The 14360-nt window shown below is 63.9% G+C and carries 13 protein-coding genes and 1 tRNA gene; 8 read left to right on the top strand and 6 right to left on the bottom strand.

The window, feature by feature from the left end:
* The first annotated feature begins 14 nt into the window (after window positions 1–14).
* The 3 genes from ACJ0G7_RS08575 to ACJ0G7_RS08565 are packed head-to-tail and all read left to right on the top strand — an operon-like array spanning window position 15 to window position 4049.
* Window positions 15–1145, top strand: coding sequence for a glycosyltransferase (locus tag ACJ0G7_RS08575; protein WP_043693174.1), 1131 nt, complete (start codon window positions 15–17; stop codon window positions 1143–1145).
* Entirely contained in the window at window positions 1142–2638 is a 1497-nt protein-coding gene (locus tag ACJ0G7_RS08570) for an ArnT family glycosyltransferase (protein ID WP_407395742.1), read from the top strand. The genes ACJ0G7_RS08575 and ACJ0G7_RS08570 overlap by 4 nt, the downstream gene beginning before the upstream one ends.
* Before the next feature lie 46 nt (window positions 2639–2684).
* The gene (locus ACJ0G7_RS08565) at window positions 2685–4049 is read left to right on the top strand and encodes a DUF2079 domain-containing protein (RefSeq protein WP_407395740.1); all 1365 of its coding nucleotides are present in this window, start codon (window positions 2685–2687) and stop codon (window positions 4047–4049) included.
* Here the strand turns inward: ACJ0G7_RS08565 and ACJ0G7_RS08560 are convergent.
* Together ACJ0G7_RS08560 and psbD are read right to left on the bottom strand one after the other, a co-directional pair.
* Window positions 3977–4858 (bottom strand): hypothetical protein, encoded by an 882-nt coding sequence (locus ACJ0G7_RS08560; RefSeq protein ID WP_407395738.1) that lies wholly within the window; start codon window positions 4856–4858, stop codon window positions 3977–3979. The genes ACJ0G7_RS08565 and ACJ0G7_RS08560 overlap by 73 nt on opposite strands.
* A gap of 285 nt (window positions 4859–5143) precedes the next feature.
* On the bottom strand, window positions 5144–6199 hold the full coding sequence (gene psbD / locus ACJ0G7_RS08555; protein ID WP_043692195.1) for a photosystem II D2 protein (photosystem q(a) protein): 1056 nt from the start codon (window positions 6197–6199) through the stop codon (window positions 5144–5146).
* Between the two features lie 163 nt (window positions 6200–6362).
* Between psbD and ACJ0G7_RS08550 the strand changes: the two genes are divergently transcribed.
* The 4 genes from ACJ0G7_RS08550 (at window position 6363) to ACJ0G7_RS08535 (ending at window position 8463) form a co-directional block, all read left to right on the top strand.
* Window positions 6363–6626 carry a hypothetical protein gene (locus ACJ0G7_RS08550; protein WP_043697040.1) on the top strand — a complete coding sequence of 88 codons (264 nt, stop codon included), beginning with the start codon at window positions 6363–6365 and terminating at the stop codon, window positions 6624–6626.
* Window positions 6616–7305, top strand: coding sequence for an ABC transporter ATP-binding protein (locus ACJ0G7_RS08545; protein WP_043693180.1), 690 nt, complete (start codon window positions 6616–6618; stop codon window positions 7303–7305). Before ACJ0G7_RS08550 ends, ACJ0G7_RS08545 begins: the two co-directional genes overlap by 11 nt.
* A gap of 16 nt (window positions 7306–7321) precedes the next feature.
* Window positions 7322–7393: transfer RNA gene (locus ACJ0G7_RS08540), tRNA-Asn, on the top strand.
* Between the two features lie 281 nt (window positions 7394–7674).
* Window positions 7675–8463: a response regulator transcription factor gene (locus ACJ0G7_RS08535; RefSeq protein WP_043693183.1), complete on the top strand. Its 789-nt coding sequence runs from the start codon at window positions 7675–7677 to the stop codon at window positions 8461–8463.
* A 1-nt stretch (window position 8464) separates the two neighbouring features.
* Here the strand turns inward: ACJ0G7_RS08535 and ACJ0G7_RS08530 are convergent, their stop codons facing one another.
* Genes ACJ0G7_RS08530 through ACJ0G7_RS08520 form a run of 3 tightly spaced genes read right to left on the bottom strand, consistent with a single transcriptional unit; the run spans window position 8465 to window position 12299 of the window.
* Window positions 8465–9421 carry a DNA polymerase III subunit delta' gene (locus tag ACJ0G7_RS08530; protein WP_407395735.1) on the bottom strand — a complete coding sequence of 319 codons (957 nt, stop codon included), beginning with the start codon at window positions 9419–9421 and terminating at the stop codon, window positions 8465–8467.
* Entirely contained in the window at window positions 9418–10047 is a 630-nt protein-coding gene (gene tmk / locus ACJ0G7_RS08525; RefSeq protein WP_407395733.1) for a dTMP kinase, read from the bottom strand. Before tmk ends, ACJ0G7_RS08530 begins: the two co-directional genes overlap by 4 nt.
* Complete coding sequence (locus ACJ0G7_RS08520) at window positions 10047–12299, bottom strand: heavy metal translocating P-type ATPase (protein ID WP_407395886.1); 2253 nt, start codon at window positions 12297–12299, stop codon at window positions 10047–10049. The genes tmk and ACJ0G7_RS08520 overlap by 1 nt, the downstream gene beginning before the upstream one ends.
* A 92-nt stretch (window positions 12300–12391) precedes the next feature.
* Here ACJ0G7_RS08520 and ACJ0G7_RS08515 point away from each other — a divergent pair, with 92 nt between their 5' ends.
* On the top strand, window positions 12392–12937 hold the full coding sequence (locus ACJ0G7_RS08515) for a photosystem I assembly protein Ycf3 (RefSeq protein ID WP_370594000.1): 546 nt from the start codon (window positions 12392–12394) through the stop codon (window positions 12935–12937).
* Here ACJ0G7_RS08515 and radA read toward each other — a convergent pair.
* Window positions 12928–14337, bottom strand: a complete 1410-nt coding sequence (radA, locus tag ACJ0G7_RS08510) for a DNA repair protein RadA (protein WP_043693193.1) — start codon at window positions 14335–14337, stop codon at window positions 12928–12930. The genes ACJ0G7_RS08515 and radA overlap by 10 nt on opposite strands.
* Window positions 14338–14360 lie beyond the last annotated feature (23 nt).

The raw sequence follows: 14360 nt of genomic DNA, 5'->3' as shown, positions 1-14360 counted from the left end.
GATTGCAGCGGGTTGTGTCGTCCACGCAGCAGACCGTCGAGACCACGTCGCCCGCCGGACTCTCGATCGTTCTGCCCACCTTCAACGAAGGAGACTCGATCGCCTCGGTGATCGGTTCACTGCTGACGCTCAGTGAACAGGAGCCCCTGGAGATTCTGGTCGTGGATGACGACTCCAGCGACGGCACCACGGAAACGGTCCGGGCCATGGCCCTGCGGGATCCACGCATCCGCATCATCCATCGACTGGGGCGTTCAGGGCTGGCAAGCGCCATCAAAGAGGGCCTGATCGATGCGATTCACCCGCGGGCGATCGTGATGGACAGCGATGGTCAGCACGAGCCCGCCTCAGTGCTGGATGCCTTGCGGATGCTCGACCAGCAGCATCTCGATCTGGTGGCCGGCAGTCGCTTTCTTGATCAGTCGGAGATCCGCGGCCTCAGCGATCGACGCACCGACGGCTCGAGCCTGGCCAACGCCCTCGCGCGCCGAAGCCTGCCCGCCAGCTACCGCCATCTGACCGATTACATGAGCGGCTTCATGGCCCTGAATCTCAGCCGCTGCCTGCCGCTGGTGCGCCAGGTGGATGTGAACGGGTTCAAGTTCCTCTACGAACTGCTGGCCATCAGCCGAGGGCGGTTGAAGGTCGGGGAGATCCCGCTGATCTTCCAGCCCCGACGCCACGGCAGCTCAAAACTGGACAGCGCCATCCTCTGGGATTTTCTGGTGTCCCTGCTGCACACGGCCAGCCTCCGGTTGCTGCCGCGCCGCGCCATCAGCTTCGGACTGGTGGGCGCCAGCGGTGTGCTGGTCCAGCTGATCACCACCGCTCTGCTGATGAGCCTGCCGGGACTCAGCTTTCAGCAGGCACTCCCGATCGCCGTGATCACCGCCGCCAGCTCGAACTACCTGATCAACAACGCCCTCACCTTCCGGGACCGTCGCCAGAGGGGAACCCGGCTGCTGCGCGGCCTGCTCAAGTTCCTGCTGGTCGCCTCGCTGCCCGCCCTGGCCAACGTCGGTTTGGCCACCAGCTTCTACACGCTGGTGAATGAGCACGCCATCTGGGCACAGCTCGCGGGAATCGTGGTGGTTTACGTCTGGAATTACGCGGCGTCCTCCCGCTTCGTCTGGAACACGCCGTGATCTGGCTGCCCATCACGGTCGGTGTGCTGCTGCGGCTGATTCAGTTGTGGATGCCGATTGTCGGCGTCCACAGCTGGCGCCAGGCCGATACAGCGGCCATGGCCCGCCACTTCGCCCTGTCAGACACACCGATCTGGCTGCCCCAGATCGACTGGGCCGGCGCCGCTGAGGGCTATGTGGAATCGGAATTCCCGCTGTTTCCATTCTTGGTGAGTCGTCTCTATCAGCTGTTCGGAGTTCAGGAATGGCTGGGTCGCGGGCTTTCGCTGCTCTGCAGCGCTCTGACCATCTGGCTCGTGATCCGACTGGGACGGCGCTGGTTCGGCGCCCGGGCGGGCTGGTGGGGTGGGTTGTTCTTCGCCATCGCCCCGCTCGGGGTCTATTACGGACGCACCTTTCAGGCCGAGGCCCTGCTGTTGCTCTGCGGCGCGGGCTGCCTCGAGGCTCACAGCCACTGGCGGCGCCAGGGGCCCGTCTGGGCATTGCTGCTGAGCTGGCTGTGCTTCACATGCGCAGGATTGATCAAGGTGATCCCACTGCTGTGGCTCGGACTGCCGCTGCTGATGGTGCAGCTGAATGTCGAGCCGCAGCTTGAGGCAGCCACACAGACGAACATCCTGCGACGCACCAAGGGCCTGCTGCGCTCACCCGGCTTCTGGTTGTACGTCGGCGCCAGCCTCGCTGCCATCGCGACCTGGTACGCCCATGCTTACCAACTTGGCCTGACCAGCGGCTTCAGCTTCGGGTTCTGGGGTGGCGGCAGCGATCGCAGCAGCCTCAGCCTGCTGCTGGATCCAGGCAACTGGTTCAACCTGAGCCTGCGCGTGGCGCTGCGGTTGCTGGCCATCGCCGGGGTGCCCTTCCTGTTCAGCGGCATCTGGCTGAGCTGGCGCAGCCCAGACGGACGCACGGCGATCAGCGGACTGCTGGGGGTTCTGCTCTGCACCCTGGCCACGATGCGCTCCAGCAGTGTTCACGAGTACTACCAGTTGCCACTGCTGCTGTTCGCCTGCCCCTTGATGGGACTGGGCTGGCACCAGTGGCAGCAGCGATGCCGACGCTGGCAATCATCCGCCTTGATCAGCCTCTGGCTCGCCATCAGCCTGGCGGTTCTGTCCTTTGATTACTGGGCCCTGGAACAACGCCAGGTTCAGGATTGGATGCCACTGGCCATGAGGATCCGTCAGGAACTGCCCGAGGGCAGCCGCATCGTGAGCGTCACCAGCACCGATCCAACACTGCTGAATCTGGCCAGACGACAGGGCTGGCTGATCTCCAGCAAACAACTGAATCCGGAACGCCTTCAGAGCTGGCGGGAGCAGGGAGCCAGCCACCTGGCGGGCAGTTTCCGCTGGGAGAAAATGTACCGGCCGATGTCGGAGGGCCGACAGCGTGCCCTGCGAAACCTGGCTGCCGGCAGCCAGGAAGCCTGGGTGGATGACGTCAGCCAGACCTATTTGATCCCCCTTGATGCCATCAGCGCCAGTCCCTGAAGCCGGCCCGGGATCCAGCAGAAGGGTTCCATCCCGCCTCGTGATGATGGCGACTGGCGTGGGATTGCTGTTCTGGCTCAGCGCTGCGGCTCGCCATGGCCTCCTGCAAAGCAATGCCTATGACCTGGGTCTGTTTGATCAGTGGGCCTGGCTGATCAGCCGGGGACTGCCGCCGATCTCCTCGATGGAGCAGGTGCATGTGCTGGCGGACCACGGTGCCTGGATGCTCTACATCGCCGGTGGCGCCTACCGCCTGCTGCCATCGGTGCAGTGGTTGCTGGCCAGTCAGGCCCTAGCGCTCAGCCTGACGGCACTGCCCATCTGGTGGCTTGCCCGACAGGCGGGCCTCCCGGAACGGCGCTGCTGGTTGATCTGTGGCCTCTGGTGGCTGCAACCGGTGGTGTTCAACGCCAACCTGTTCGATTTCCACCCGGAGACCTGGGTGATGCCCGCCTTCGCCATGGCGCTCTGGGCCGAACGGGCAGAACGGCCACGCCTGTGGCTGGCACTGCTGCTGCTGATGCTCGGGGCCCGTGATGGGCTCGTGCTGATCAGCGGTGGCATGGCCCTGGACCTGGCCTGGCGCCGGCGCTGGCGCTGGGCCGGTGCTGCAGCGGCCCTGTCTCTCGCCTGGTTGTTGATGTTGAGCCGTTGGCTGTACCCATGGCTGCGCGATGGAGAAGGGCCCAAAGCCGCCGGCCGGATGTTCAGCCACCTCAGCGGCAGCCCCCTCCAGATTCTCCAGAGCCTCGACTGGAGCGGAGGAAGCCAGTACCTGCTCCTGCTCTGCCTGCCCTGCATCTGGCTCTGGCGACGGCGATCGCTGCCGACGCTGCTGATCGGCATGCCCCTGGTGCTGGTCAACCTGCTGTCAGCGTCTGCGAGCTATCGCACCCTGCTGCACCACTACAGCCTTCCGCTGGCGGTGGTGGCTGTGGTCGCGGCCATCGATGCCACGGTGAGCCGGCAGCCGCACGCACCTCAGGTCGGCCGACGCCAACGCGCCTTCCTCCTGGGCTGGGTCGTGCTCTGCTGGCTGGCCCTGGCCAAGCCCTGGTTCTTCACAGGTCCTTATCTGAACCGGCTGGCCATGCTTTCCGACGTCGACGCCGCCATCAACAGGATTCCTGCTTCAGCCGAGGTGTTGACCACCAGTTACATCGTGCCCCACCTCAGCCAGCGCGAACGGGTGGCATTTCCCAAGAACAAAGCGGGAATCGCTGATTCTGAAGCCACATTTGACATCATCCTGCTGAACCCGAACGACCCAGGCTGGGGCTCTTCGACCGCCGCTCAGCAACAGTTGCTTGATAAGGCTTTGCTGGAGGGCTGGTCGTGTCAGCGTTGGCCTTCGGAACTCAGGCTTTGCATCACGCCCCGAGAAGGCTTCACACCACCGGGCTTGAGATAGAGATACACCGAATGAACAAAGATCCCGGAATAGAACAGCAATTCCCCCAGCTCCTGCTCACGGGTATGAAAAAACTCGAAATCGACCCCAGCCTTGGCAGCAACAACACACCAGTAAATGATCGCAGCCATCAGGAAATAACTGGCCGTGCACCAGACAGGAAGCAGGATGTCAGCCAGCGAGCGGGAACGCACCCAGCCGGAATGACGCCCCCATGCCCCAATGATCGCAAGGCAGAAGAGCACTGACATCACAACAGCCGCGATCGACCATGTGTGGTGGTGAATGAACCAAAGATTATGGATGCTGCTTTCACCCTGAACATTGACGTCACTCATGAGCTTCGGCGTTTGCCAGTTAAAGATCATCTGCCCCCAACTCATCTCTTCCATTCCAACCAAGAACAACCCTGCCGCCAGCGACGAGAGGACCCATTTCGCAGTTGAGCGTTCCCATGCCAAAGCCGTTCTCCACACAAGGAACGCCGATGCGATCAACAGAAGAAAACCAGCCCACTCAACAACACTTCCTTCAGAAATCGTACGGAGATAAGACTGGAATTCTTTTTTTGTATCCAGCACAATCACCCGATAGGCAAACAAACAAGGCGCCATCACCAGCGGAAGCATGAACACCTTCCTGAAGCGACTTGGATCAAGATTGAAATCGCGCAACCACGACGACAGGCCTCGCCGGAGCGCCGACATCAACAGAACCACCCCCAGCAATCCCTGCATGGACTGCGGCCCAGAGAACGACGACTGCCCAAGAACAACTTGAACCGCGCTGACAAGGCCAAGAACGGTCAAGACCGCACCGATCAGCCCACCGAAAACGTCAGCCCCACGAGACAGGACCTCCACCCTGAGCGACGACGGCACCGCTGAGTTCGACGCTGCCTGGCGAACAGACGCTCGAGAGAAGGAAACTGCCAAGCAGAGGGCCTAATCAATCGTTAAGCCAGATTTAACCATTCTTTTACCTTCCGAGTCGGCTTGCGCAGCCAGTTCCACAGCGGCAGCACGCACGACACACCCACAAAAAAAGGCGCCTTGCGGCGCCTTTGACTTGATTTGATTTCAACCCTGACCGAATCAGAGAGCGTTGCCGCGGGGCAGAACCTCTTCAGGGAAGACGAAGTTTTCGTGCGGCTGGTCAGCCGGTGCCATCCAGGCACGCAGACCTTCATTCAGAAGGATGTTCTTGGTGTAGAAGGTCTCGAATTCGGGATCTTCTGCAGCGCGGATCTCCTGCGACACGAAGTCGTAGGCGCGCAGGTTGAGGGCGAGGCCGATGATGCCGATGGAGCTGGTCCACAGGCCCATCACAGGCACGAACAGCATGAAGAAGTGCAGCCAGCGCTTGTTGGAGAAGGCGATCCCGAAGATCTGACTCCAGAAGCGGTTGGCCGTGACCATGGAATAGGTCTCTTCTTCCTGAGTGGGCTCGAACGCCTTGAAGGTGTTGGCCTGCTCGCCGTCCTCAAACAGGGTGTTTTCCACGGTGGCGCCATGGATGGCGCACAGCAGTGCGCCGCCGAGGATGCCGGCCACGCCCATCATGTGGAAAGGATTCAGGGTCCAGTTGTGGAAGCCCTGAAGGAAGAGGAGGAAGCGGAAGATCGCCGCCACGCCGAAGCTTGGCGCGAAGAACCAGCTGCTCTGGCCGAGGGGGTACATCAGGAAGACACTGACGAACACCGCGATCGGACCGGAGAAGGCGATGGCGTTGTAGGGGCGGATGCCCACCAGACGGGCGATCTCGAACTGACGCAGCATGAAGCCGATCAGCGCGAAGGCACCGTGCAGGGCCACGAAGGCCCAGAGGCCGCCGAGCTGACACCAGCGAACGAAGTCGCCCTGAGCCTCAGGGCCCCAGAGCAGCAGCAGGCTGTGACCCATCGCATCAGCGGGGGTGGAGACAGCTGCGGTGAGGAAGTTGCAGCCTTCCAGGTACGAGGAGGCGATGCCGTGGGTGTACCAGGAGGTGACGAAGGTGGTGCCTGTCAGCCAGCCACCGATGGCCATGTAGGCCGTTGGGAAGAGGAGAATGCCGGACCAGCCGACAAAAACGAAGCGGTCGCGCTTGAGCCAGTCATCGAGGATGTCAAACCATCCCCGCTGAGGCGCGCGTCCTACAGCGATCGTCATGAGATCTGCTTCATGGAGCGTTACAAAGCGAGCCTAGGGGCTGATTCCTGAAATGGGGCGGCTCTCCGAACCAGAGCGCGAATGATGAGTAGATCTACCCAATCCGTTGCAGCACAAGGCGCCATTGGTCCGCAAAGATGGCGGTCCGTCCTGCCCGAATCCCGTGTATCTCGTTGAATTGGCTCTTCGCATGAGCCCCGTCCCCGTCTCGGTGCAGCGCAAGGAACAAGCCGATGCGGAAGCCCTCTACCAGCAGGTGCGTCAGGCCCTTGAGCAGGGTCAGCCCCGCTTGATGGAGCTCACCTGCGAGAAAGTGGAAGGGAAGAAAGTGACCGTGCTGATCAGTGAGGTTCTCGCCGTTCAGCTTTATGAGAAGGCGTCGGCCACCGGAGGCAGCAAACGGCCGGGATTTTCCGTTGATTCCTGACCCGGCGACCGCTGAACTCGTCCTCGATCAGGTCAGCTACCGCTGGCCAGGAGGACAACTCGCCCTTGACAGCTGCAATCTCACGATCCCCGGACCGGGACTGTGGATGCTGGTGGGCAGCAACGGCAGCGGCAAGAGCACATTGTTCCGACTGATCGCCGGGCTGCAGCAGCCGCAGGACGGTCGGATCATGCGACGTCGACACGCCGCCCTCGTGTTTCAGAACCCGGATCATCAATTGCTGCTGCCCAGCTGCGGCAGTGATCTGCTGCTGGGAATGCGGACCGGGGCGTCCGTCTCCGATCAGCGTCGACGGGCGGCCTCCCTGCTTCGCCTGATGGGGCTGAGCGAACTGGAGACACGCCCGATTCACACCCTCAGCGGCGGACAGAAGCAGCGCCTGGCCATCGCCGGAGCCCTTGCCAGCGATGCCGGACTGCTGTTGCTGGACGAACCGACGGCACTTCTCGACCCCGAAAGCCAGCGCACGGTGCTGACCACTGTTGAGCATCTGTGCCGATCCAGCCCCGAACCCCTGACGGCTCTGTGGATCACCCACCGCCTCGAGGAGCTGGATCATTGCGATGCGGCAGCCCGCATGGACGCAGGGCGGATCGGTCCCTGGACATCCGGCCAGGAGCTGCGCAGACGGTTGCAGGGCGGGAGGTCTGGCAGGTAAGTTCTTCTGGAGCCATTCCTCGGTAGCTCAGCGGTAGAGCGGTCGACTGTTAATCGATTGGTCGCAGGTTCGAATCCCGCCCGGGGAGCTTTGAAGCCACAGCATCTGCTGTGGCTTTTTTATTGACAATCAGAGAAATTTCGTGACGCGGGGTTGCCCGAACCGGAAGACTTCCTGAATAGACCGGAACCGAAAAATGCGCCGTATAGCCCTGGAAAGCCAGTAGAGGCGAAGAGTTTCAGGATTTCATCGCGATCTTCCACCAAAGCTCAAAATCTGCACACACCTCAAAACCTTGAGAGAATCGGCGCAGCGTTGATCCAGACGACCCACGCTCGACCAATTCCTCCGTCCGCCGCCGCCGAATCGATGAAGCCCTGCATCCTGCTGATCGAAGACGACCGCGACATGCGTGATCTGGTCAGCGGCCATCTGGAACACAGCGGCTTTGATGTGCAGCGGGCCGACGATGGCATCAAGGGCCAGGCCCTTGCCCTTCAGTACACCCCGGATCTGATCCTTCTGGATCTGATGCTCCCCAAGGTGGACGGTCTGACGCTCTGCCAGAGATTGCGTCGGGACGATCGAACCGCCGGCATCCCGATCCTGATGCTCACCGCCCTGGGCGGCACCAAGGACAAGGTCAGCGGTTTCAACTCGGGTGCTGACGACTACCTGACCAAGCCGTTCGACCTCGAAGAACTGCAAGCACGCGTCAAAGCGCTGCTTCGCCGCAGCGACAGAGCACCGGTGGGCTCCGGCAACCACCACGAAATTCTCAGCTACGGCCCCCTGACCCTGGTGCCCGAGCGCTTCGAAGCGATCTGGTTCGACAGCCCGGTGCGTCTCACCCACCTCGAATTCGAACTGCTCCACTGCCTGCTTCAGCGGCATGGTCAGACCGTTGCTCCCTCCCTGATCCTCAAGGAGGTCTGGGGCTACGAGCCGGATGACGACATCGAAACCATCCGCGTGCACGTGCGTCATCTGCGCACCAAGCTCGAGCCCGACCCCCGCAAGCCCCGGTTCATCAAAACCGTTTATGGGGCCGGGTATTGCCTGGAGCTTCCCACCGGTGGCCAGCTGGATGGGCTCCAGGATGTGATTTCGATGGCTCGCGAGGATCGCAAGAAGGAAAGCGATCGGGCCAGCGCCTGAGTCAGCCCGGAGGCTGTGGTCCCCGCTGGACGAGATCCAGCAGGGCCACCTCCCATGCGAGCCGTGGCTGAACGAACGACAGCAGCTGCCGCCGCAGTCGCTCCAGTCGCTCGAGTGACTCGGCACCACGGCCGTCGCGCCAGAGACGCTGCTGCCACCAGTTGATCAGCCAGAGCTGCTGTTCACCATCCAGAGCTTCTGAGAGATCCCTCGCCAGGGCCAAGGCATCCATGGCTTGATCGGGCGGGTTCTGCAACCGTTGTCGCAGCTCGTCCGGAAGCGCTTGCCAGTGCCGCCGATGCTCAAGCAGGGCTCCGGGAGACCCTGCCGCCATCGCCGTAATTTCCGGCGGATCATCCGCCACGGCATCACAGCGCAGGAGAACCTGATCCAATGCCTCCGAATCGAGGCGCAGAAACCGGATCAGCTGACAGCGTGAGCGGATGGTGCTCAGCAGCCGCTCCGGACTTGCCGACAAGAGGATCATCAGGCCGTGGCCAGGTTCCTCCAGCGTCTTGAGCAGGGCGTTGGCGGCGGATTCGGCCATGGCCTCCGCCGTTTCGATCACCACCATGCCCCGGCGGGCCTCCACCGGCTGACGAGCCAGAAAGCGGCTGACTCCACGGATCTGCTCCAGACGCAACTGCGGCGGTGTCCGGCGGCCGATTCCTGCCTCCTCAGCCTCCGCCCGGGTGAGCAGACGTCCCTGGTGCTGGAAGGTGGGCTCCACCCAGAGAAGATCGGGATGGTTGCGCTCCTCCAGTCGGCGGCGCTGGCGAGGACTGGAGCCCGTTTCCGAAAGCATCCCCTCCAGGAATCGCAGGGCAGCCAGGCGACGCCCCACCCCATCGGGGCCTGCGAACAGGTACGCCGGCGCCAACCGCTGCTGAGCCAGGGCTGACGCGAGCAGGTTGACGGCCAGGGGCTGTCCGAGCAGATCCTGGAACAGCCCGCTCACCCGAACCGGTCCTGCAACAGCTGTTCCAGGGAACGGCTGACCTGCTCCACCGTTCCGTCGGCTGCCACCGCACTCCAGCCGCGCTGCCGGGCCACCGCAGCGAATCCATCGGCGACTCTGCCCAGAAACGCCTGGCCTTCCGCTTCGATCCGGTCCTGCCTGGATCCCTCCCGTCGTTGGATGCTCTGCGCCAGAGGAAGCGATAACCAGAGCGTGAGATCCGGCTGCAGGCCGGTGGTGGCGATCGCCTCTAGTTGCTCGATCAACCGGCGATCCAGGCCGCGGCCGTAACCCTGATAGGCCATGGTCGAGCCGCTGAAGCGATCGCTGAGCACCCAGTCTCCCCGCTCGAGGGCAGGTCGGATCAGAGTCTCGACATGCTGGGCACGATCGGCCGCATAAAGCAGCAGTTCCGCAGTCGGAGCCGGAGCCCGCTCCCTGGAGGTCTGCAGCAGCAGCTCCCGCACCGCCCGGCCCAGCTCGGTTCCACCCGGCTCGCGGGTGCCGATCAGTCGGGCGCCGGGTGGCATCAGCCCGCTGGCCGGCAACCAGTGCGAGAGATGTTGCATCTGCGTTGATTTCCCGCAGCCATCCAGGCCGTCGAGGACGATGAAACGCCCCCGCATCACGGACGCAGCGCCAGAGCGTTGACCACAACCGTGACGGAACTCAGGGCCATCAGCAACGCCGCCAGCGGAGGGGAGAGCAGCAGGCCGTGACTGGGAAGCAGAGCCCCGGCCGCGATCGGCAGAGCGATCAGGTTGTATCCGAAGGCCCAGGTCAGGTTCTGACGCACCTTCCCCAGGGTGCGTCGTGCCAGACGCAGTGCTTCCGGCAGATTGTCGAGCCGATCTCCGAGCAGCACCAGATCGGCCGTGTCCTGAGCGATCTGGGTGCCGGTGCCGATCGCGATGCCGAGATCCGCAGCCGCCAGGGCCGGCGCGTCATTGATGCCATCCCCCACCATCGCCACCTGCCGCTGACGCCCCAGCTGCTCCAGTCGCGCCAGCTTCTGCTCCGGACGCATCTGCCAACCCAGCTCACTCTCCGCAAAACCGAGTTGCTGGCCCAGACGCCGGACCGCGACTTCCCGATCCCCGCTGAACATCGCCAACTGAAGGCCCTGCTTCCTGAGCTGCTGCAGCGCAGTGAGCACATCGGAACGCAGCTGATCCTCGATCTGCACCAGGCCGAGCAGTCGGTCGGCCTCGGCCACGGCCACGAGGGTTCCCTCGGTCTTGGCCTGCCAGGTCGTGAACGCCTCACCCCAGGAGAGTCCCGTTCCCTGCAGCCATTCGGGTTTGCCGACCCGCACCTCCGTACCGCAGGCTTCAAGCCGGCCGATCAGGCCTTCGCCGGTGACATTGCGCACCTGCGACACGGGCAGGAGGGGGATCTCCCGGCGCTGAGCCTCCTGCAGAAGCGCATGGGCCAACGGATGACGACTGGTCTGCTCGAGACTCGCGGCCAGCTGAAGCAGCCGCTCGGGATCGTCCGCCCGGATGGCCGTCACCAGGGGGCGTCCAAGGGTGAGGGTGCCGGTTTTGTCGAACACCACCTGGTCCAGGCCAGCTGCCGTCTCGAGCACATCGCCGCCTCGGAACAGCCAACCCCGCCGGGCCGCCAGACCCGTGGCCACCGTGATCACAGTCGGTGTCGCCAGTCCGAGAGCACAGGGGCAGGCCACCACCAACACGGCGATCGCCAGTTGCAGCGCCAGACCGATCGGAGTCTCGGCACCGCTGCCGAGACCGGCATGGTGCATGGGATGCGCCATCATCCCCGGCGCGGAAGCCTCCAGCACCTGTGGCCAGAGGTCGGCACCGATCAGCCACCAGAACAGGAAGGCGGCCAGGGCGAGACCGATGACGAAATAGCAAAAACGACCGGCGACCCGGTCCGCCAGACCCTGGATGGGGGCACGTCGTGCCTGGGCCTGCTCCACCAGCTGGATGATCCGGGCAAGAGCCGTCTCCGAACCCACCCGCTGCACCTCCATGGCCAGAGGTGCCTCGAGATTCAGGCTGCCGGAGGCGAGCTCCGTGCCCGGTTCCGCCTCCAGCGGCAGCGGTTCGCCGGTGAGGCTGGACACGTCCACTGCCGAGTGGCCCTGCATCACAACGCCATCGACAGGCACCCGGTCCCCCGGCAGCAACTGCACCCGTTCACCGGGGCGCAAGGCCCCGACACGCACCTCGCGGATGGCGCCATCGTCCAGCAGCAGCCGGGCCGTTTCAGGCTGAAGTTGCGCCAGTTGCTTCAACGCCTGACCGGTGCGGTAGCGGGCACGCTCCTCAAGGAAGCGACCCAGCAGCACGAAGCCCAGCAGCATCACAGGCTCATTGAAGAAGCAGGGCCAGCCCACCTGCGGCCAGAACAGAGCCACGAGGCTGGCCAGATAGGCACTGCCGACCCCCAGACCCACAAGGGTGTCCATGCTTGGGGCTCCGGAACGGGCCGCCAGCACGCCACCGACCAGGATGGGGCGCCCCGGACCGATCAGGGCAACCGTCGCCAGGGCGGCATGGAACGGCAGGCTGCCGATCACCGGCAGCGAGAGTCGGCCGGCCTCACTCAGGTGGCCGAGCACCGAGAGAAGCAGCAGCAGCAGAGCCACCATCAGCTGCCGCCACTGACGCCACCAGCTCTGACCTGCAGAGTCGTCAGAACCAGGCGTTTCAAGAGGCTGGTTGAGAGAGCGTTCCCTCGCCGGGAAACCCCGATCGGCCAGAGCCTGAAGCACCGCCTCGACACTGCCCTCAGACTCCGCCAGGTCAAGCCAGGCGGCGCGGCTCACAAGGTTCACATCCGCCCGCTGCACTCCAGGCTGATCCAGAAGCGTGCGCTCCACCGAACGCACGCATCCACCGCATTTCATCCCCTCCACGTCGAGAACGACGGTCTGATGTGCTGTACCCACAGTCAGTCGATCGTTACGTCAACGCTAAGTCCGTCACGGGCGACGTCAGGATGGACGCCATCCGCTGGTGCACCGTGCCCCGCAGCAACCGCAACGACAACTTCATCGACAAGAGCTTCACGGTGATGGCGGACCTGATCGTCAAGCTGCTGCCGATCAACCCCAGGTCCAAGGAGGCTTACGTCTACTACCGGGACGGACTGTCGGCTCAGAACGATGGTGATTACGCCGAGGCTCTCGAGAACTACGAGGAGAGCCTGAAGCTGGAGGAGAACCCCACCGACCGGGGAGAGACCCTCAAGAACATGGCGATCATCTACATGTCCAACGGTGAGGAGGAACGGGCGATCGACACGTACCGCCAGGCCCTCAGTGAGAACCCGAAGCAGCCGTCCTGCCTCAAGAACATGGGCCTGATCTACGAGAAGCGCGGCCGCATCGCCGAGGAGGACGGCCGCAGAGACGAGGCCGACCGCTGGTTTGATGAAGCGGCTGATGTCTGGACCCAGGCGGTGCGCCTGAATCCCGGTGGCTACCTGGACATCGAGAACTGGCTGAAATCCACCGGCCGCAGCAATGTGGATGTCTATTTCTGAGGCGGCGCCTCATCCGATTGCACGGCGTCACCCAGAGCCAGCACCAGCGCTTCGGTGACGCCCTCGGCCTCGAGCAGAGCCAGATCAAGACCCGCCGCGAGGCCGCCGAGGCCGCTGCCCTTCGGCACCACCGCGCGCCGGAAACCGAGACGAGCCGCCTCCTGGAGGCGCAGCTCCAGCTGACCGACAGGCCTGAGCTGGCCCCCGAGGCCGAGTTCCCCGATCAGCACCGTGCCGGCCGGCAGGGTCAGATCCCGGAAACTGGCCACAACGGCCGCGGCCACACCGAGATCCGCCGCCGGCTCCTCCACATCCAAGCCGCCCGCCACGGCCAGGTAGCAGTCGAAGCGCGACAGCGGCAGGCCCATGTGCTTCTCAAGCACAGCCAGGATCTGGTGGAGGCGGTTGGTTCCGATGCCTGTGGCGGTGCGACGCGGACTGGCATAGCTGGTGACGTTCACCAGGGCCTGCAGATCGACCACCAGAGAGCGGGTGCCTTCGCAGGCCACGATCGTCGCCACGCCTGACGCGCGGGCATCACTCAGAAACAGCTCGCTGGGGTTGCCCACCTCCGCCAGTCCCTGAGCCTGCATCTCGAACAGTCCCAGTTCATGGGTGGCCCCGAAGCGGTTCTTCACCGCACGCAGCAGCCGATGACTGGCGAAGCGATCCCCCTCGAAGGTGAGCACGGCATCCACCAGATGCTCCAGCACCTTCGGGCCCGCCAGCATCCCCTCCTTGGTCACATGACCCACCAGCAGAAGCGCCGTGGTCTGGCGTTTGGCAAGCCGCTGCAGTGCCGCGGCGCACTCACGCACCTGACCCACCGAGCCCGGAGCACTGCTGAGATCGGCGTCATGCAGAGCCTGGATGCTGTCGATGATCGCCACCTTCGGCTGCAGTGCCTCCAGCTCCTGAAGAACCAGATCCAGATCGGTCTCCGCCAGCAGCTGCAGATCGGAGGCACCACCGGCCAGTCGCTGCCAGCGCAGCTTCACCTGCTGAGCTGACTCCTCGGCACTCACGTAGAGAACGGAGCTGTGGGCGGCCATCGCCGACGCGCTCTGAAGCAGCAGGGTGCTCTTGCCGATGCCGGGATCTCCACCCACGAGCACGAGAGAGCCGGGCACAAGGCCGCCTCCGAGCACCCGGTCGAATTCGAGAGATCCCGTGGCGAGCCGTTGCAGAGGCTGGTCGTCGAGACTGGCCATGGCGGTTGAGCGCCGCGCTGCCGGTGCCTGCTTCGGATCGGGACCCTGACGGCGGCGGCGGCCATCGCCGCTGGGCTGGTTCTGCTCCACCAGGGTGTTCCAGCTGCCGCACTCCGGGCAGCGCCCGAAGAACTGACGCGCCTTGGCGCCACAGGCCTGACAGACGTAGATCGAGCTGGATCGGGGCACTGAGAACTATGAAGAAAGTTGCT

The sequence above is a fragment of the Parasynechococcus sp. genome, assembly GCF_045559935.1.
Classification (GTDB): Bacteria; Cyanobacteriota; Cyanobacteriia; order PCC-6307; family Cyanobiaceae; genus Parasynechococcus.
Note: the sequence above shows the minus strand (reverse complement) of the source record. Positions and strands in the feature narration are given on the sequence as shown.